A 19,266-nucleotide genomic window follows, 5' to 3' on the forward strand; every position below is an offset into this window, starting at 1 on the left:
TCTCCGATGGGCGACCTCTACCAGTCCTACAGCGAGCTGACCGGCGGCCAGATCGAGGGCATCGACTACCAACGGACCTGGCGCACGTCCGAGGTGTCCACGCTGCTGCACCTGGCTATCCACGGGGGCGGCATCGAGACCGGTACCACCGAACTCGCCGATGCGGCCGCGGCCGACATCCACGACTTCTACACCCTGGACGCCTTCAAGGCCGCCGGCAGCAACGGTGACCTGCACATCACGTCGACCCGGTACGACGAGCCGCAGGCCCTCGCCATGGCCGCGGCCGCCACGCACATCGTGTCGTGGCACGGCGCCACGGGCACCACCGCGTTCACCGACCTGGGTGGGCGGGACTCCAACCTCCGCGACCAGATCGGCCAGTGCCTCCGCGACGCGGGGTTCACGGTGCAGCTCGCCACGGAGGAGCTGAACGGGAACGACCCGGCGAACATCTGCAACAAGAACCGGCGCGGCATGGGCGTCCAGCTCGAGATCAGCACCACCCAGCGCGCCGCGTTCTTCGTGGGCGGCGACATGACCCGGGCCAATCGCAAGAACACCACGGCGGCGTTCACCTCGTACGTCGCCGCGGTGAAGCTGGGCATCTCCAAGGCCCTCGTCACGGCCGGGGCGGGCTGACCATGGCTGTCGTCCTCCCGAACGCCGTACTGACCGTGTACGCCCTCGCCCACCCCTGGGGGAGGGACGCCAACGGGGTGCCCGTCCCCCCGAACCCGAACCAGAAGCCGGCCCCGCGCGGCACCTGGCCCGGGTCGGTCCTGCTGCAGGACGACGGCTCATGGTCGGTGCGCCTCGACCCGCGGGCCTGGCCGGTGAAGGACGGCGACACCATCAGCGACGAGACGGGCCGCTCTTGGACGTTGACCGGCTCGCCCCGCAACCACGCGGTGCCCGGCTGCCCTGATGTCGACTACGTCCAGGCAGTCGCCACCCTCAACCCGCCCGAGGTGCTGTGATGGCGGACGCGAAGTTCACGCCGCGCCAGGGTCTCGAGGAGGCCCTGGCCCGGATGCTCGCCCCGTACGTGCAGCGCATCGCGCACCAGGTGGAGATCGAGGCGAAGCGCCTGGCGCCGCCCACCAAGCGGTGGGTGACCGTCGGCGACGACAAGGTCCGCCCCACCCACGTCGCGGCCCAGGGCCAGGAGGTCCCCGGGAACCTGCGCTTCACGATCAACTCCATGCGTTGGGACATGGAACATCGGGGAGTCGGGCCCAGCACGTACATGCTCGAGCCCCGCGACGAGAGCTCCCGGGCCGTGGCCAACATCAAGAACTGCCGCTGCACCACGCACAAGGACCCGCAGGGCATCGCCCGGCACATCAACACTGGCCAGCCGGTCGTGGCCGGGAAGAAGGTCACCGTCACCGTGTCCGTTCAGGCCCCCCAGGTCGTCGAGGCCGAGGTGGGCACCGTGTACCCGGGCAACCTGCGTGCGGACGGTACGCACTTCATGTCCCGCGCGGCCGCGATCGTCGCCGCCCGTCGCTGACCGCGCGACACAAGCCGGCCGGGCGCCCACAGTGCCCGGCATGGCTACGAACCCCACCACCAGGAAGCCCGCCGCTGAGGCGGAGGAGAACACCGAGCCGGTCATCGAGACCGCTGAGGCCCGCCCGGAGCGCGCCCGCCGCGCACCCGACGTCGTTGGGCCGCCCCTCGGTGACGGCGAGAAGGCGGTCACCGTCACCCTGTCCCACCACCTGCGGATCGACGGCGCCGACTATCTGCCGGGCGTCGAGATCCGCGTGTCCCCCGACTACGCCCGCGGCCTGCGCGGTCAGGGCTACGTCGCCCGCACCTGATGACCGAGCCGACCCTTGCCGACGCCGACCCGGTCTCCGTGCTCCTGGCGTGGCTTCTGCAGAGCGATGAGGTCGCCGACGCACTCGGTGGCCCCAATCGCGTGTCCGGCGTCGCCGAGGCGCCGTGGCCGCACCTGGTCATCGACCACGGCGCCGGCGGGGACCTGCGTGACCTGAACTGGGCCATGGCACCGGAGGTGACGCTCGAGGTGCACGGGGACCCGGGCGGCTGGCCGGGGAAGGCCGAACTGCGGAAGATCCTCGTGCGCTGCGCCACGGCCGCCAAGGGCATCGTCGAGGCGCCGCACACGCCCGGCCAGCCCGTCATCAACGGGGTGAAGCCCTCCGGCCTCTTGGTCTGGTCGCCGCTCGTCAACGGCCAACCCAGGTGGCTGATGAACCTCTCGGTGACCCTGCACCCGTGACGACGCGACGTTAACCACTCCCGCTCTCCAAGGTGTCCGCGCCCTGACACCGGACACCTTGGAGAGCCCCGTCATGAGTGGCGAGACGATCAACAACAACGAAATCGTTGTCCCCAGCATCACCCGCGTCTACCTGGGGCCCGTCGGCACGGCCGCGCCCGCCGACGCAACCGTGGCGATGCCGGCCGCTCTGCGGAGCGTCGGCCTCACCACTGAGGACTCGCTCAAGTTCAACTCCGAACCGAACTTCGAGCAGGTCAAGAGCGCGCAGAGCTCCTACCCGACCCGCACCTTCCAGACCTCCGACGCGGCGACCATCGAGGTCGACCTGCAGCAGTGGTCCGGCGAGAACTTCAAGGCCGTGTACGGCGGCGGCACCATCGCCGAGATCACGCCGAGCGGCGGCACCGGCACCCCCAAGCACTACAAGTTCACGCCGCCCCGCATCGGTTCTCGTACCGAGGTGATGGCCGTGGTCGAGGTCATCGACGGCGGCAAGCACTACCGCTACGTCATCCCCCGCTGCATGCAGATGGAGGGCGTCGCCTCCGACCTCGCGAAGACGAAGGAGGCCGTCCTCCCGCTGCGCCTGGCCGTCCAGGGCGGCGACGACCTGGATGCCTTCTACGTCCTCACCGACGACCCCGCGTTCGCGCCCGCGGCGTGACCTCCCGCGGCAGCGCGCGACACAAGCCCCACCGGCTTGGCACTGTCCGCGCGCTGCCGCACCCCGGCAACCCAGCTACTCAAGAAGAGGTCACCCACATGTCGTTCGTCATCGACCTGGACGCCGAGCGCCGCGAGGTCCAGTACCCCGACGGCATCCCCGTGAAGTTCGGCGGGGAACAGTTCATCTTCCCGGCCGAGCTGCCGGCCGAAGCTCTCGACCCGATCCTGTCCGACGAGCTGGACCTGGTCGGCCTCCTGGGCGAGGTCCTCGAGTCGTCCGACGGCGACGCCGGCATCAAGGAAGTCGTCAACGCCCTGTTCCGGCGCCCGTCCCTGCCGCGCAAGTTCCTCGAGGCGATCCGCCAGACGTACGCGATCCTCCTCGGTGACCAGCACGAGGAGTTCCTCAAGCGCCGCCCGTTCATCGGCGACTACGTCCGCCTCACGACCGGCCTGACCAAGGTCTACGGGGTTGAGCTGGGGAAACTCTTTCGGTCGGCCGACTCCTCCGAGAGCGATTCGGAGACCTCGAGTCCGACCTCTCCCGATACCACCGGATCGACGCCCGACGAGTCTGGCTCCGCCCCGGACAGCCCGGATTCCTCGGACTCCGACGGCTGATCTCCCTCGTCGACGGCCTGCCTGACGACTCCCAGGTCCGCTCTGCCCCCATGGGGGGCTGGAACCGGTACCTCGAGCTCCTGGCGATGGTCGTCGAGGAGATCGGACTCCTTGCCTCCGACCGACGGCGCGAGGAGCCCACCACCATCGTTCGTCCGCCGCGCCCCGGCACAGCGACGCGCAGCAGCTCCGGCACCCCACGCCAGCAGCTCCCGCCGCCCGAGCCGGAACCGCAGGCGCCCCGCATGACCGGCCACCGCCAGATGCTCATGGCCGCCATGCAGAGAGGAATGGTCCGCAGTGGGTGAGGGCCTACAGGCTGGCCGCCTCGATGTGCCGGTCGTCGCTGACCTCGCAGGGTTCGCGGCGAAGCTGCGCAGCGAGGTTGAGGCGGCCGCCGAGGGCCTGGCCGCGAAGATCAAGGTCGAGGTCGACTCCAAGGGTCTGCGCAAGCAGATCAAGAAGGCAGTCGAGGAAGCCTCCAAGGGCATCACGGCGAAGATCAAGGTCAAGGTCGACGAGGAGCGGTTCCGGTCCGAGCTGGACGGGCTGCGGCGCCGCCTCGATGACGAGGAGCTGCACGTTCCCGTCCGGCCGAACGGTGACGGCGACGGCCGCCGTGACGGTCTCCGCGACGGCCTACGCCGCATGATCCGCGGCGCCCAGGACGACGCCGACCGTAGCCCCGTCAACGTCCCCGTGAAGCCGAAGCTGCCCGGCGGCCGCGGGGCGTTGATCGGCGGCATCCTCACCCTCCTCGAGCCGGCCGTCGCGCTGATCACCCAGTACGGCGCAGGCCTTACCGCGTTGGTGTCCGCGGCCGCGCCCGCGGTCGGTGTCCTAGGCGCGATACCGGGGCTGATCGCCGCGGCGGGTACCGCGGCGATCGGCACGAAGATCGCTTTCTCTGGGTTCGGCGACGCCCTCAAGGAGACGCTGAAGATCCAGCAGCAGCAGGCCGACGGAACCAAAATCACGAAGGCCGAGCAGCAGAAGCTGGACCAGGCCGTGGGCAAGCTGGGCACCTCGGCCCGCAAGTCCGTGAAGGACATCGCGTCACTGTCCCCGGCCTGGGCCAAGGTCAAGAAGTCCATCAGTGAACGGTTCTTCTCCCAGATCGAGGGGGACATCAAGCCGCTCGCGAAGACCACACTCCCCCTGCTGAAGAGTGCCCTCGGCGACTCGGCCTCCCAGATGGGCAAGCTCGCCGACCGCGGCGCCCAGTTCATGAAGTCCAGCATCTTCCGCCGGGACTTCAAGACGATCGCGGGCACCAACTCCCGCGTCATCGGCAGCATGACCAACGGCCTGGCCAACATGGGCCACGCCACGCTCGATTTCCTCGTCGCGAGCGGTCCGTTCGTCGAGCGGGTCGGCCGCGGTACCGAGCGCATGACCCAGTGGGTCCGCGCCCAGGTCCAGGCCGGCAGAGAGACGGGCAGCCTCGCCAAGTTCCTCGACCACGCAGGCGACGCGGCCGGACAGCTCGGGCGCGCCACCGGGAGCCTGATCAAGGGACTCGGCGGTATCGGCCGCGCGGCCCAGGACACCGGCGGCGCCCTGCTCGACGGCCTCGAGGGCAGCATGAAGCGCTTCGAGCGCTACGCCCAATCAGGCGCCGGCCAGAAGGCGATGAAGCAGTATTTCTCCGACTCTGCGCCTGCCTTCCACGAGGTCAACCTCCTGTTCGGCGACATGATGCGCGGGCTTGGCAAGTCCATGAAGGACGGCGGCATCGTCGACCTGGTCCGGCAGATCCGCCTCCAACTGATGCCCGCGCTGGGGACGTTCTTCAACAACCTCGGCCAGACCGTCGGCCCCGCGATCATCTCGGTCATCTCGAACATCGCCGAGGCCATCGGGAACCTTTCTGCGGCCGGCAGCGGTCTCGGGGTACTGCTCGTGGCCTTCAACGGTCTCTTGCACGGCATCAACGCGCTGACGAGCGCGTTCCCCGCCCTGAACACCGTGGCAGCGATCCTCCTCGGCACGATGGTGTCGCTCAAGGTCGTCAGCGCTGTCGCCACCATGCTGCGCGGCTTCGGCACGTCGGTCGTGACCGCAGGCTCCAACATCACCCGTTTGAACAACACGCTGCGCGGCACGGCAACCGCGAGCGGCTCGAGTCTGAGCGTCTGGGGCCGTATGACCGGCGTCTACGGCCGGGTGTCCCAGCAGGGCAACCGCCTGACCGGCACCCTGCGCGGTATCGGCGCCGCCAACAAGGTAGCCATGCGGGCGCTCGGCGGTGTCACCGGAGCGCTCGGCGGCCCTCTCGGTATCGCCATCGCCGCGGCGACGATCGGTCTCGGCTGGCTCGCCTCCAAGCAGGAGGCCGCGGCCCGCGCCGCCCAGGCGCACGAGGAGCAGGTGCAGAACCTGGCCCAGGCCCTGGCGCAGTCCAACGGCGTCGTCGACGCCAACGTCCGGGCGCAGGCAGCGACCTACCTTCAGGACGTCAAACTCGCCGACGGCAAGGGGAAGCTCGTCGACGTCCTGCGCGACGCCGACGTGAGCCTCAAGGACGTCACGAACGCCTACCTCTCCCAGGGCGGTTCGATCGACGACCTGCAGAAGAAGCTGATGACCCTCGCCGACGCCACCAAGTACTACAAGAGCTACGCCGGCGACAAGGCGTCCAAGCTCGTGTACACGGAGCAGGGCGAGGCGTACAAGGCCGCGGCCGACGCCCTCGGGGATATGAGCGGCACCCTCGCGGAGACGAAGAAGAAGCAGAAGGAACTCAACGACGCGACGAACGGCGGCACCGCCACCGGCACGACGGCATACGACCGACTGCAGACGGCCGTCCAAGGCTTCTCCGACAAGACCAAGTCGGCGGACGAGCGGACCCAGGCGCTCAAGTCGGCACTGGACGCCCTCAACGGCAACACCCAGTCGTTCCACGACGCCGAGGCACAGCTCAACTCCGTGATGCTCCAGATCGACGACACGATGAAGTCGAACATCGACCACGCGGACGGCTGGGGCAAGGCGCTCGTCGGCAACGACAAGCTGGTCGACACGAGCACCAAGAACGGCCAGACCCTGAACAGCCAGCTCACCGACCTGCGCGACAACATGCTGTCCGTCGCTACCAAGGCGCAGGAAGCCGGGGAACAGGGCCTGATCCCCATGTCCGCGGCCATGGACAAGAGCCAGGCCGCCATGGAGAAGGCCCGGAAGAAAGCCATCGAGCTCGCCCGGGACATGGGCATCCCGAAGGAGCAGGCCAAGGCACTCGCCGACCAGATGGGTTTTGTGCCGTCCGAGATTCAGACGGTGGTCATGGGCAACATGCCCCAGGCGACCCAGCAGGTCCTCGCGCTGCGCAACCAGCTCGACGGCCTGAAGCCCGGCAAGACCATCAAGATCGACGCCCCCACGGCCGATGCCCAGGCGCAACTCCGTGCCCTGGGTTTCACGGTGGAGAAGGTCCCCCACAGCAAGAAGATTTCGGTCACCGCTCCGACCACCGGCGCGCGTGTCGACCTCGCGGCTCTCGTCTCGGACATGGCCAAGGCGCCGAAGAAGAAGCAGGTCACGGTCCAGGCGATCATCAAGCAGGCCGCGGGCGACCTGAAGGGGATCCAGGACAAGGTCGCGAGCCTCAAGCCGAAGAAGTCCATCACGGTGACGGCACCGACGGCCGTGGCCCAGAAGGCGCTCAAGGATCTCGGATACAAGATCACGAACGTCGACAAGGGCGGCAAGAAGGTCAAGATCACCGCGCCGAACGCCACCCCGCTCGCCCAGGTCCAGCGCGTCCAGACCGCGATCAACAACCTGACCGGCAAGACGGTGCACGTCACCGTGCAGTACAGCGAGTCAGGCAAGCCGGCTGTGGTCCGCACGCACGCGGACGGCGGCATCGTGCAGTACGCCAACGGCGGTATCCGCGCGGCAGTCGGCCGGATCAAGGCGTTCGCGGCCGGCGCCGAGAACCACATCGCGCAGATCGGCAAGCCCGGCGAGTGGCGGCTGTGGTCGGAGCCGGAGACCGGTGGCGAGGCGTACATCCCCCTGGCCCCCGGCAAGCGCAAGCGCAGCGAGGCAATCCTGCAGAAGGTCGCGGAGATGTTCGGCGGCCGGGTCGTCTACTTCGCCAATGGCGCGCTGCGCCAGTACGCCCAGGGCGGCGTCCGCGCGCGGGCCGCCACCGTCCGTCAGCGAGCATCGGCCGCGCAGGCAGCGGCCTCCCTCGTCGGCGGTGACCTGAACCTCAACATCGGTGCCGTGGACTCCACGGGCACCGCACTGGACGACGCCATGTTCGAGCTGCGTCGGATTCGCCTGGGAGGCAGCTATGCGTGACGGCGACTGGTACATCGGCTACTACGCCGCCGACAACTATCCGGGCGCGCTGATGCACTTCGGGCGGGAGGACTCGGGCGTCTACTGCCTGTCGGAGCCGGACATCGCGTTCGCGGACGTCGACGTCGCGGACGCGGCGCTCCCGGGCGAGGACGGCGTCCGCATGGGACGCGACTACCAGCGCAGCGCCACGGCCACCTTCGAACTGGGCATAGACGGCAGCCGGACGGTCATTGACCGGCACTGGCCCCTGCGCCCCGGCCCAGGCGACCGGGTCGGTGACTGGTCCGAGATGGAAGCCATCATGGCGCTCGTGAAGAAGCACGACGACGGCCCCGCCGTGCGGGGCCTGGACGGCGTGAACCTGATGCGCCAGGTGTGGCGGGCCGACGCCATCCGCGGCAAGGCAGGGCGCGTCTCCTGGCTCGCGCACAAGACCGCAGGGCGCACCCGCCGGCTGTACGGCCGCCCGCGGAAGTTCGCGGTCTCGCACTCCCGGCTCTCGTCCCAGGGGTACACCCCCGTCGTTGCCGACTTCGTCGCGGTCGACGATCGCTTCTACGACGAGACGGAGCAGCAGGTCGAGCTCTACGACCACATAGCCATCGGCCTGCCGTGGCGGCCGGGCCGGGGACACCTGCCTGACTGGCTGTACACGTCGAAGAAGACCGTCGCGTTCCAGCAGCGGGGCACGGTGAACACCTTCCCCTACATAGACATCTACGGGCCGTGCAAGAACCCCAAGCTCACGATCAACCGTGACCTGTGGGCGGTGCAGCTCAGCATGACGATCGCCGCGGGGGACTACGTCCGTATCGACCCGCGGCCATGGGTCCGCACGGTCACCCTCTACACCAAGTCGGACTCCAAATCGGTGGCGGACAAGCTGACCCGGGCCTCGCCCCGCCTGGCGCAGATGTTCATTCCGCCCGGCCGCTGGTCGGCGTCGCTGTCGTACACCAAGACGGCCGGCGCCACCTCCCACGACGGGCCGCGCATCCTCATCAACTGGCGGGACGCCTTCAACTGGTGGTGACCGGGCGACGTTAGCCCCCGCGGCCGCCCACTCTCTCCCCTCCCGTACGGAGAAGGAGAGCAGCATGACGTGGGACCCGATCCCCTGGTTCGTGGAGAACACCGCGGCGTCCGAGGAGGTGCTGCGCCTGATCGCCGACGTCGCCGCGTGCGGCGGGGAAGGCATCATCAGCCCCGCGGACCTCCTCGTCACCGCACTGGACGTCCCGGCCGGCTCGGTCCAGGTCGGACCGGGCGCCATGGTCGCGATACGCCGCGCGGCGGCAGGCGGGGGCAGCCAGAGCTACGCCGCGCGGATGCCGACGACGGAGCAGGTGGACATCGAGCCGACGTCGGTGGACGGCGCCCGCTCGGACCTGATCATCGCCCGCGTCGAGGACCCGTACGGCGGGGAGTCGTGGCCGACGCCGGAGGACCCGAGCGTCGGCCCGTACGTCTTCACGCGGGTCATCTCCGACGTGCCGGTGGGCACCACCAGCATCCTCGACATCGACCCTGACTCCACCGCGGTCACCCTGGCCCGGGTCGACATACCGGCGGGGACGACGAACATCACTGCGGCGATGGTCACCGACCTGCGGCAGCTCGCGCGGCCGCGGTCGCAGACCTCCCGCCGCTACCTGCCCGGCGCCTGGGCGACCACGGACGACGTCGGCGCGATCACTGACACCTGGGAGGGCTTCCCGCTCGGCGCCACCTGGACGGAGAAGGTCCCGGAGTGGGCCACCCACGTGTCGGTGCACGTGTCCATCACGGGCCTGCTCCACCCGGACACGACGGAGGCCCGCGGGCAGCTCCGGGTGTCGTTCGCCGACACCCAGCACGGTGTGGGGATGCCGTTCAGCGCCACCCAGGCCGGCCGCCTCGCGGTGCAGGCGGGAGCCAAGTTCACCCTTGCCCCGGCCGACCGCGGGGAGATGCGCGACATCGACGTCGAGGGCACCGGCACCGCAGGCTTCACGGGCGTACTGCGCGCGGACGCCTACACGGTGCTGTCGCTCGAGGTGACCTACTCGCAGGAGCCGGTGAGCGCCTGATGAGCGGGTGGCGGTACATCGCGATGCGCGCGGTGTCGGGCGACTTCCTGGACTGGGACGTCCCGTTCGTCGCCGACTCCCCGCCGCGGCGGGAGCTGAACGGGCCGGGCCAGATGACGGGGACGATCTCACCGGAGTACATGCGGCTGATGGCCAAGCCCGACGGCCTGCCCGTCCTCGCGGAGTGGTCGACCGCGCTGTTCGCGGAGTTCGAGGGCCGCATCCGGTGGGGTGGGTTGATCACGAACCTCGCCTTCGAGAACCAGTCGATGAAGGTCACGTGCGCGGGCTACACCGCCTACCCGGCCGGGATGCCGTACCTCGGGAGCGTGATCCGCTCCGGCGCCACAATCCCGCAAAAGTGGGCGTACGACGGAAAAGACAAAAATCACGACGGATACATCGACGGCACCCACCCGAAGCGGAAGATGCCGAAGAAGCCGAAGGACAAGATCAGCAGCCGGGTGGACGCCTTCGACGTCGTCCGGACCATCTGGAGCCACCTGCAGAGCTACAAGATGGGCGCCCTGGGCGTCACCCTCGACAAGCACGACTCCGGCTATCTCCTCGGCGCGGCCAGCGGCAAGGACCCGTGGGAACTGCTGTGGTGGGACTCCCCCGACTGCGGCTCCACCATCACCGACGTGATGAACCTGGCGAAGGGCGATTTCCTCGAGCGGCACTACTGGGACGGCAGCAAGGAGAAGATCCTCCACCACATCGACCTCGGCAAGAGGCGCCTCGGCAAGGCCCGCTCCGACCTCCGCTTCGCCCAGGGCGAGAACGTCATCGAGATCGCGACCCCCTCCTACCAGGGCGACTTTTTCGCGAACAACGTCTACGTCCTGGGCAAGGGCAGCGGCCAGAAGACCGCCCGCGTCCGCGTCGTCGTCGACGACAAGCGCCTCCGCCGGGCGAAGATCATCACCCGGAAGTCCACGGCGCACGCCAAGACGCTCACCGAGTACGGCAAGAAGGAGCGCGCAAAGCACTCCGAGCAGCTCACGATCCCGTCCATCGCAGTCCGCCACCACCCCAACGCGCCCCTGGGCTCATGGGCCCTGGGGGACCGCATCCTCGTCCAGGTCGAGATCCCGTGGGTGGGTGAGCTCGCGATCTGGCACCGCATCACGGCCGAGGAGATCGACCCGGCCGGCGGCACCGCAGTTCTGTCCCTGACCCGCTCCGACTTCTACGGATGACCAGCACGCGACACTAACCCGCTCTCCCCTCCACTCTCCGCCTGCCCCGGACATCCCGGCGGCCGCGGAGACACGGAGGGGAGGACGGGTGTCGTCCTTCAACCTGGACGAGCGGGAGAAGCGCAGGCAGTTCGCCACCTACTTCAAAGAGCTCGAGGACCGGATCGCCAACCTCGAGCGGACCAACCAGCTCAACAACGCGAGCATCGAGGGCGGCGCCCTCGACATCTACGACGAGGACGGTGCCCTCAAGGGCTCCGTCGGCGTGCAGGACGACGGCACGGTCGCCCTGGTCCCCCACCCGGAGAACACCGACCCGCCCCCCACACCGACCGCACCGACCGTCGACTCCGCCCTGGCAGGGCTGGACATCACATGGTCCGGCCAGTGGGCCAACTCCGAGACCGCGCCCAACGACTTCGCCCTGGTCCAGGTCCACGTCGGCACACCCGCCGACTTCACCCCGAACGCCGCCACCCAGGTCTCGCAGATCAACGACGTGACCGGCGGCAAGACGACCGTGCACGTCGAGGGCTACGACCCCGTGTGGGTGCGCCTGGTCGCGGTGAACACCGCGGCGCTGACAGGTGATCCGTCGGACGCGGTGCAGGGGCAGGCGAGGCAGGCCGTCAGCCAGGACCTGATCGACAACATCATCACGGACGTCAAGATCGCGAACGAGGCGATCACCGAGGCCAAGATCGCGCTGTCGGCTGTGACCAGCGACAAGATTGCGGCCGGCTCGGTGAACGAGCTGCTCCTGGCCGACGACGCGGTCACCGCGGCGAAGCTCGCGGCCGCTTCCGTGGGGACGGTTGCCCTCGCCGATGGGGCGGTGCTGGCGGAAAAGCTCGCCGACAACGCGGTCACGCAGTCCAAGGTGGCGGCGAACGCGGTCACGGAACTCGCCCTCGCGAACTCGGCGGTCACCTCGGCGAAGGTGGCCGTGGGCGCGATCGACTCCACGAGGATCGCGGACGCGGCCGTCACGGCAGTGAAGATCGGGCAGAACGCGGTCACCGCGGCGAAGCTAGCCGACGGCGCCGTGGGCGCGCTGGCCCTGGCGGACTCCGCGGTCACGGCGGCGAAGGTCGCCGTCAACGCGATCGACTCCACGAAGATCACGGACGCGGCCGTGACAGCGGCAAAGATCGGCGCGGCCGCAGTCACCACGGGCAAGCTCGCCGCCCAGGCCGTCACGCTCGCCAACCTGTCCGGGGCGCTCGCCGACGTCGCCTCCCAGCGCTGGGTCGACACGATGGGCGACCCGTCCACCTGGACGGTGGCCGCCCTCAGCACCGGCGGCGCCTTCGACTTCCTCACCGGCGTCACCGACGCCCAGACCGGACAGACCGTCGGCCAGGCCACCGGATTCGCCCGGCTGCGCGGCAACACCCTGATCCCGTACGACCCCGACGTCCTCTATCGCATCTCCGCCCGGGTCCGGATGCCGCAGGCCGGCACCTCCGACGCGGTCTATGTCGGCGTCCTCGGCATCGGCGCGGACGGCGTGACGCTGGTCAACCGCGACGGCTCCAACTCCGTGAACAGCCACTACTACCCGGCCGCGTCGGGGAAGGCCGTCGCGAACACGGACGGCTGGGTCACGGTCATCGGGTTCATGAAGGGCCGGGCGGCCTCGGGTGTCTCAGGCAGCGCCGGCCCGAACAACGACCCCCGCTCCCCGGGCCTGGTGAACGCGGGCGTGCGGTTCATCAGCCCGTACATCTGGCTCAACTACAACCAGCAGTCCAGCGGGTCCTCAAAGATGCAGATGGACTACGTCGCGATCGAGGCCCTGAAGACCGGCGTGGTCGACACGATCAACCTGTCGTCCGGCGCGGTCACGGCCCCGGCCATCGCGACGGACGCTGTGATCGCCGGGAAGATCGCGGCCGACGCCATCACCGCGCGAGAACTCGCGGCGAACTCGGTCACGGCCGCGGAGTTGTCCGCCGGATCGGTCACGGCGGCCGCCATTGCGGCGAACACCATCACGGCCGGGCAGCTCGCCGCGAACTCCGTCACGGCGGCGCAGATAGCCGCGGGCAGCGTGCAGACGGCGGCCCTGGCCGCGGACGCGGTGGCGGCCGGGAAGATCGCGGCTGACGCGGTCACCGCGCGGGAGCTGGCCGCGAACTCGGTCACGGCCGCGGAGCTGTCCGCCGGGTCCGTCACGGCGGCCGCCATCGCGGCGGGAACCATCACGGCCGGACAACTGGCCGCGAACTCCGTCACGGCGACGCAGATAGCTGCCGGGGCGGTGCAGGCCGGAGCCCTGGCCGCGGACGCCGTGGCGGCCGGAAAGATCGCGGCGGACGCAGTCACCGCGCGGGAGCTCGCGGCGTCCTCCGTCACGGCATCGGAGCTCTCCGCGGGGTCCGTCACGGCCAACGCCATCGCGGCCGGGTCGGTCACCACCGACAAGCTGACCGTCGCGGGCGGCGCCAATCTCATGTCCGACCCCTCGTTCGAGGGAGCGTTCAGCGCCGCCCTCGTCGCCGGCAGCAACAACTTCTCCATCGACACGATCGGAAACGGGTCCGCCAAGTCCCTCAAGCTGAACGCAGTTGCCGGAGCTGCCACCACCAAGTCGCAGATGATCACTCGGGTGCCGATCCTCGCCGGTGATCAGCTCTATCTCGCGTTCGACTACCTGGCCTCCAGCGACTACACCAGCACTGCCACCCCGAAGTTCTACGCCCGGTGGGAGGACTCCACCGGGACAACGATCGGCTACGGCGTGGCAGCGGCCTCCCCGCCCGTCCTCGGCGGCAGCACGTGGAACCGGCCCACCGCCACCGTCACCGCCCCCGCCGGGACCGTGCAGGCATCCATCTGGGCGGAATCCTTCAATGCCTCGGCCGGAACCCTTTGGTTCGACAACATCGCCGTTCGCCCGGTCGTGGCGGGCGTGCAGATCGCCGACGGTGCGATCACCACGCCCAAGATGGTCGCCGGGTCCATCCAGGGCGACCGGATCGCGGTCAACACCCTGAACGCCGACCGCATCGTGTCCGGCTCGATTACTACGAGCCAGCTCAACGTCACCACCGCGGCGAGCGTGCTGCAGAAGTTCTACGACGTCGGCGCGGACGCCGGGAAGTGGCGCACCGGCGGCTCGAGCACCACCACGGTCACCACCCCCTCGAACCTGGCCTCGGTCCAGGTGGCCGATGCCCAGGCCGGCGGATCGGTCATGCGCGCGGTCGGCGGAGTCGTTGCCGCCTGGCGGCCGGATGTGCTCATCCCGTTCGACCCGAACATCCTCTATCGGGTCTCCGTCGTCGCCCGGCAGACCGTCGCGGGCAGCGACACCTCGCAGCAGCGGCTCTACATGGGCGTGGCCGGCGTGGCAGCGGACGGCACCACCCTGGTCAACACCACCGGCGCAGCCTCCGCAGCCACCCAGCACTACATCGCCGCGGCCTCGCAGAACCTCACCGCGGGCAGCGGATGGCAGCGCTTCACCGGCTACCTCAAGGGCTATGCGGCGACCGGCGCCACCGCCACCCAGGGCGCCACCACCTCGCCCACCACGCCGGGCGTGCTCCACGCGAACGCCCGCTACATAACGCCGCTGTTCTACCTGAACTACAGCGGCGGGACCGGCACCGCCGAGATCAGCTCCATCACGGTCGAAGTCATCGAGACCGGCGCAGTGCAGACCGTCAACATCGCCGATGGCGCCATCACGGCGAACAAGATCCTGGCCAACACCATCACGGCCGACAAGATCGTCGGCCTGACCATCACGGGCGACAAGCTCGCGGCGAACACCATCACGGCCGACAAGATCCAAGCCCTGTCCATCACGGCGGCGCAGCTCGCGGCGAACTCGGTCACGGCGACGGCCATTCAGGCGGGCTCCATCGACGCCACCCACATCAAGGCTGGGGCAATTACCGCCGACCGGCTGTCCCTCGGCACTGACGGCAACCTCATCGCCGACCCCAGCTTCGAGGGCGCCGTCTCCGTCGGTCGGGCGTCCACTAGTACGTACTGGTCCATCGTCAGCCCCGGCAACAACACCCCGCAGGCCCTTCAGGTGAATGCGGCCAACGCCACGGCCATCACCCGATCCCTGACGCTGGCCACGGTGCCAGGGATGCCCGGTCAAAAGCTGTGGCTGTCCATCGACTACTACGCCTCCACCGACTGGAACGGCCTCCGGATCAGCTTCTACGGGCAGTGGCTGGACGCGGCCAGCAACATCCTCGGATACAGCACCATCACCACCGGCGACAACGCGGCCGTCAAGGGCGCATGGACCACCCTGAGCGGCGTTCCCGACGATGCCGCCCCCGCTGGCACCACCCAGCTCCGCATCGCGTGCTCCACCACCAACTCCAGCGCGGGCACCGTCCAGTTCGACAACACGACCGCGCGCATCGTCCTCGCCTCCGGTTTTGCTGGGGCCCGCTCCGAGATCAGCCCTCGAGGCCTGCAGCTCTTTGACGACAACGGCGAGGAAGCCGTCTCTCTCCTGACCGGCCGGCCCAACTACCTGACGCTCAGCTCCGACGGACTGCCCGTCGCGACGATCGACCAGACCGGCGGCGCCTACTTCCAGAGCCTGGCGGTCGCCGACACCCTCACCGTGGGCGGGGACCCCTTGACCGCGGTCCTCGACCAGCGGCCGCGCGGAATCATCTCGTACGGCGTGCCCGCCACGACTGTGACGGCCACCGGCACAGAGCTCGGCTACTTCGAGCTGCCCGTCACGGTCGAGTCCGGCCGGATGTACCGCATCAAGTTCCACGCGACCGCGGATTTCGACAACAACAACGATGGAGAGGCCCGCCTGTACCTCCGCGACGGCGGGGCTTCCACGCCCTCGATCTCGTCGACGCTGCGCCAGCACGTCATCCTCACCCCGTCACACACGGGCCGGTACTGGACGGCAGAGCTCGAGTACATCGTTCCTGGAAGCACCCTCGGCGCCGGCCTGCACCGATTCCTGCTCTCCTTCGAGAACTCCGGCAGCACCAGCGGTACGACGTTCGAACTGGGGTTGGCCACCACCGGCCGGAGTTGCGTCTTCTACGCCGAGGACATCGGCCCGGAGATCCCGAAGACCGGCGGATACAACACCGGAGGTGGCACGGCCACCCCGCCTGTCGTCCAGTACACCAAGACCTACTCCGCGACCTGGTCCGGGTCGTACTCGAACCGTGGCTCGTACAACAGCTACTACGGCAACTCCTGTTATCAGGGCTACTACAGCTCCACGAACGGCATGCAGGCGAGCCTCATCGGCTTCTCGTCGTCCCTGGGCACCGACCTGTCGGGCGCGACCATCCAGAAGGCCGAGGTCTATCTGTATTTCGATCACTGGTACTACAACAACGGCGGTAGCGCCGTGATCAAGGCGCACAGCTTCACGTCCCGCCCGTCCACGTTCTCCTCCGATCCCGAGTCCAAGACGATCTCTTGGGCGAAGAACGAGGGCAAGTGGGTCGACATCACATCGGTGTTCGACTCCACGAAGTGGCGGGGCATTGCCCTGGACCCAAACAGCTCGAGCCTGACCTACTACGGCCGCGCGCGTGGCTACGGCCAGACCAACCCCCCGAAGCTCCGCGTCACCTACACGAAGTGAGGAGGCCCCGTGCCCACACTGCCACTGCCGCTTAGCGCCCTCTGCGGTCTCGCCGATGAGCCGACGTTACTGCCGCGGGTCCGCCTGGCCATTGCGATGATCGCGCAGGAGGTCTTTGCCGAGCCTCCCGAAACTCCCGGCTACCCACTGCGCTGGAACCTGGCCAAGACCGTGTTGAGCCCTACAGCGGCACAGACGATGCAGATGATGGTCGGCATCGTCGCCTCGCCCCCCATGGTCGCCGCGGCGGCCGCCACCGGTGCGACGGGCGCGTCAGCCATGGCCGCCGCGATCACGGACGACCAGATCCTCGGAGCGATCCGCCTTGGCTGGAACGCAGTCGCCGGCGTCAGCCCGACGGCAGCGGAGCCGATGGTGGTTGAGACGTAAGCGGTCGCAGTGGTGCAGGGTCCCCGGCTGCGGGGAGCCGCGGGCTTTCGGGCCCCGGCTCCCGCGCATCCCACCCGACGACCGATGACCGAGGAGGCGCTCATGGAGTGGCTCACCTCTCTGGCGCCTGTCCTCGCCCCCCTGTCCGGCATGGTTGGCGTGCTGGGCGGGGCCTGGATGGTGTACCGGCAGACGAAACACAAGACCGACACCGACGCCCGCACCGCGGAAGCCAACACCGCAGTCACCGCTGTGACGACCGTGACAGAGGGCTTCACCAAGCTGCTGGAGCAGCAGCGCGAGACCAACGCGAAGACCCTCGAGCGGCTCACCACCGTGGAGGCCCGCGTGGAGCGCCTCGAGGAGGAACAACGGCAGTGGCGGAGGTGGAAGGCCGCCGCGGTGGAGTACATCCACCAGCTCCGCGCGCTGGTCGGCCGGCTCCGTGAGAGTCCCGCCCCGGCCCCGCCGCGGGAGCTCGCCGAGGACCTGGGCGACAACGCGACGTAAGCCGTCGGCCGCGCGCACAGTCCGCCCGTCAAGCATCCCCGCATGAAGGGCAACCCCATGTCTCCAGTGCTCGAAGCACTCTCCACCGGTGGCCAGGTGGGCGCCGTACTGCCGCTGCTCACCGCGGTCGTACAGCGCCCCGCCTGGTCCGCCCGGTACAAGCAGGTCGTCGCGGTCGTCGCCGCAGTCGTCGCCGGCGTCGCGGCCGTAGCGGCAGACGGCGGCTGGGATCAGTTCCAGCACGGCAAGCTCACCCTGGCCACCTTCCTCGGCGTCCTGGCGGCCGCCCAGACGTCCTATGACCTGATCTGGAAGCCCTCCAAGATCGCCCCCGTGATCGAGGCCCTGACCACGCGGAAGGGGGCACAGCAGACCGAATAGGGACCATGGGGCCCGCCGGCCCTTCAACTGGCGGGTACCATCGGCAACTGAGGTGGTCGCACGACTACCGCGGAGACGCGTTCGAGGCTCCGGTCAAGGGTTCTTGGGACTGACAACACACCTCTAGTTCAGATGGGAGTGTTCCTCTTCCCGTGGTCGCCCTTGATCACACAGGAGTCGATTAACCGGGTGCGTGTAGAGCACTCGGGGCCGGGGAGCGGATGCTCCTGCGACGAACCGGCCTCGTCCTTCGCGACCGTGCGGCCGCCTCGCCTTGTCTCAGCAGGCACCACCCAGGGACCGAGAGCACGGCCCTACCCGAACCGGAGGAACACTCGCCCATGAGCATCGCGCAGAAGGTCGCCGCCGAGACCGGATACCTGTCCCGGATGTCCGATGAGACGTTCATGGACGTCGTCGTCGCCTACGTCATGGGGGACACGGACCCGCGCGTACACCGGGCCGTCCAGGGCGAGGCACTCGGATCGCCGCGGCTCGCATCCCGCACTCTCGACGCCCTCGAGACCGCCCTGCGCCGCGCGCGGCAGTACAACCCCCTCCAGGAGGGCGAGACCAAGCGGGAGCAGCAGGCCCGCATCGCGCCGTGGCGGGCGAGGATCCAGGCCGCGATGGGCCCGCTCCAGGACGTCGTCGACGACCTGGCCCACGAGCACGCGAAGCAGTTGGCCGCCCTCGACGACGATTCGTTCACCGACCGGTTCACCGACTTCGTCCTCGGCGAGCCTGCCCCCGCGCCGACGTCCCAGCGGATTGAGGCTCTCGGCTTCCGGTCACACAGAGTGGCTAAGAGGGCGGCGGCACTCTGCCGCCTGATGGACGAGGACCCGGGCCAGTTCCTGCCCGAGCCCGCTCCGGGCGAGAGCCGCACCGCGCGGCAGAAGCGGGTCGAGGAGTTCCGCCGGCGCGTGGAGGCCGAGGCCGCGTTCCTGCGGTACGGCGTCCAGTACGCGGAGGCGCGCCAGGGCCGGATGCCCAGCGAACCGAACCACCGGCTGCAGGCGCTCAAGCTCCTCGGCCAGGCCCACCCCCAGGAGCTGCTCGAGCTCCTGCGCCGGGTCCGCGGCGAGGCCCGCGCCGCCAAGCAGGAAGCGCGCCGCGACGCCCGGGACGTTCGGCGCGCGGCCCAGACCGGCGCGCGCTGAGGCGCGCTCCTGGCCGACCGCTCCACCTTCAAGGGCGCGCCCGATGGCGCGCCCTTCTCCATGTCCGGGCGCGCCTGGGCACCGCGCC

The 19,266-nt window shown here is 69.3% G+C and carries 17 protein-coding genes; all 17 read left to right on the top strand.

Translation table 11 applies throughout. From position 1 onward, the window contains the following. Positions 1 to 6 precede the first annotated feature (6 nt). The gene (locus ACFY3I_RS38505; protein ID WP_390865615.1) at positions 7 to 642 is read left to right on the top strand and encodes a poly-gamma-glutamate hydrolase family protein; all 636 of its coding nucleotides are present in this window, start codon (positions 7 to 9) and stop codon (positions 640 to 642) included. 2 nt (positions 643 to 644) lie between these two features. Next, positions 645 to 980 carry a hypothetical protein gene (locus ACFY3I_RS38510; protein ID WP_390865616.1) on the top strand — a complete coding sequence of 112 codons (336 nt, stop codon included), beginning with the start codon at positions 645 to 647 and terminating at the stop codon, positions 978 to 980. Continuing rightward, the gene (locus ACFY3I_RS38515; protein ID WP_390865617.1) at positions 980 to 1,516 is read left to right on the top strand and encodes a hypothetical protein; all 537 of its coding nucleotides are present in this window, start codon (positions 980 to 982) and stop codon (positions 1,514 to 1,516) included. The genes ACFY3I_RS38510 and ACFY3I_RS38515 overlap by 1 nt, the downstream gene beginning before the upstream one ends. A 40-nt stretch (positions 1,517 to 1,556) precedes the next feature. Continuing rightward, on the top strand, positions 1,557 to 1,829 hold the full coding sequence (locus ACFY3I_RS38520) for a hypothetical protein (RefSeq protein ID WP_390865618.1): 273 nt from the start codon (positions 1,557 to 1,559) through the stop codon (positions 1,827 to 1,829). After that, a complete protein-coding gene (locus tag ACFY3I_RS38525; RefSeq protein ID WP_390865619.1) occupies positions 1,829 to 2,254 on the top strand; it encodes a hypothetical protein in 426 nt (141 codons plus the stop codon). The genes ACFY3I_RS38520 and ACFY3I_RS38525 overlap by 1 nt, the downstream gene beginning before the upstream one ends. A gap of 73 nt (positions 2,255 to 2,327) precedes the next feature. Next, entirely contained in the window at positions 2,328 to 2,921 is a 594-nt protein-coding gene (locus ACFY3I_RS38530) for a hypothetical protein (protein ID WP_390865620.1), read from the top strand. A gap of 98 nt (positions 2,922 to 3,019) precedes the next feature. Beyond that, positions 3,020 to 3,544 (top strand): hypothetical protein, encoded by a 525-nt coding sequence (locus ACFY3I_RS38535; protein ID WP_390865621.1) that lies wholly within the window; start codon positions 3,020 to 3,022, stop codon positions 3,542 to 3,544. 50 nt (positions 3,545 to 3,594) lie between these two features. After that, positions 3,595 to 3,852, top strand: coding sequence for a hypothetical protein (locus ACFY3I_RS38540; protein WP_390865622.1), 258 nt, complete (start codon positions 3,595 to 3,597; stop codon positions 3,850 to 3,852). After that, positions 3,845 to 7,858, top strand: coding sequence for a hypothetical protein (locus tag ACFY3I_RS38545; RefSeq protein ID WP_390865623.1), 4,014 nt, complete (start codon positions 3,845 to 3,847; stop codon positions 7,856 to 7,858). Before ACFY3I_RS38540 ends, ACFY3I_RS38545 begins: the two co-directional genes overlap by 8 nt. Beyond that, on the top strand, positions 7,851 to 8,894 hold the full coding sequence (locus ACFY3I_RS38550; protein WP_390865624.1) for a hypothetical protein: 1,044 nt from the start codon (positions 7,851 to 7,853) through the stop codon (positions 8,892 to 8,894). Before ACFY3I_RS38545 ends, ACFY3I_RS38550 begins: the two co-directional genes overlap by 8 nt. A 64-nt stretch (positions 8,895 to 8,958) precedes the next feature. Then, positions 8,959 to 9,930 carry a hypothetical protein gene (locus ACFY3I_RS38555; protein ID WP_390865625.1) on the top strand — a complete coding sequence of 324 codons (972 nt, stop codon included), beginning with the start codon at positions 8,959 to 8,961 and terminating at the stop codon, positions 9,928 to 9,930. Further along, positions 9,930 to 11,132 (top strand): hypothetical protein, encoded by a 1,203-nt coding sequence (locus ACFY3I_RS38560; RefSeq protein WP_390865626.1) that lies wholly within the window; start codon positions 9,930 to 9,932, stop codon positions 11,130 to 11,132. The genes ACFY3I_RS38555 and ACFY3I_RS38560 overlap by 1 nt, the downstream gene beginning before the upstream one ends. An 88-nt stretch (positions 11,133 to 11,220) precedes the next feature. Beyond that, positions 11,221 to 16,734: a beta strand repeat-containing protein gene (locus ACFY3I_RS38565; RefSeq protein ID WP_390865627.1), complete on the top strand. Its 5,514-nt coding sequence runs from the start codon at positions 11,221 to 11,223 to the stop codon at positions 16,732 to 16,734. Positions 16,735 to 16,743: 9 nt separating this feature from the next. Next, positions 16,744 to 17,124, top strand: a complete 381-nt coding sequence (locus ACFY3I_RS38570) for a hypothetical protein (RefSeq protein ID WP_390865628.1) — start codon at positions 16,744 to 16,746, stop codon at positions 17,122 to 17,124. Positions 17,125 to 17,208: 84 nt separating this feature from the next. Next, positions 17,209 to 17,634, top strand: a complete 426-nt coding sequence (locus tag ACFY3I_RS38575) for a hypothetical protein (protein ID WP_390865629.1) — start codon at positions 17,209 to 17,211, stop codon at positions 17,632 to 17,634. A gap of 57 nt (positions 17,635 to 17,691) precedes the next feature. Continuing rightward, complete coding sequence (locus ACFY3I_RS38580) at positions 17,692 to 18,015, top strand: hypothetical protein (protein ID WP_390865631.1); 324 nt, start codon at positions 17,692 to 17,694, stop codon at positions 18,013 to 18,015. Between the two features lie 341 nt (positions 18,016 to 18,356). Further along, positions 18,357 to 19,178 (top strand): hypothetical protein, encoded by an 822-nt coding sequence (locus ACFY3I_RS38585; RefSeq protein WP_390865632.1) that lies wholly within the window; start codon positions 18,357 to 18,359, stop codon positions 19,176 to 19,178. The last annotated feature ends 88 nt before the right edge of the window (positions 19,179 to 19,266 follow it).

The organism is Streptomyces sp. NPDC001068 (assembly GCF_042897315.1).
GTDB lineage: Bacteria > Actinomycetota > Actinomycetes > Streptomycetales > Streptomycetaceae > Streptomyces.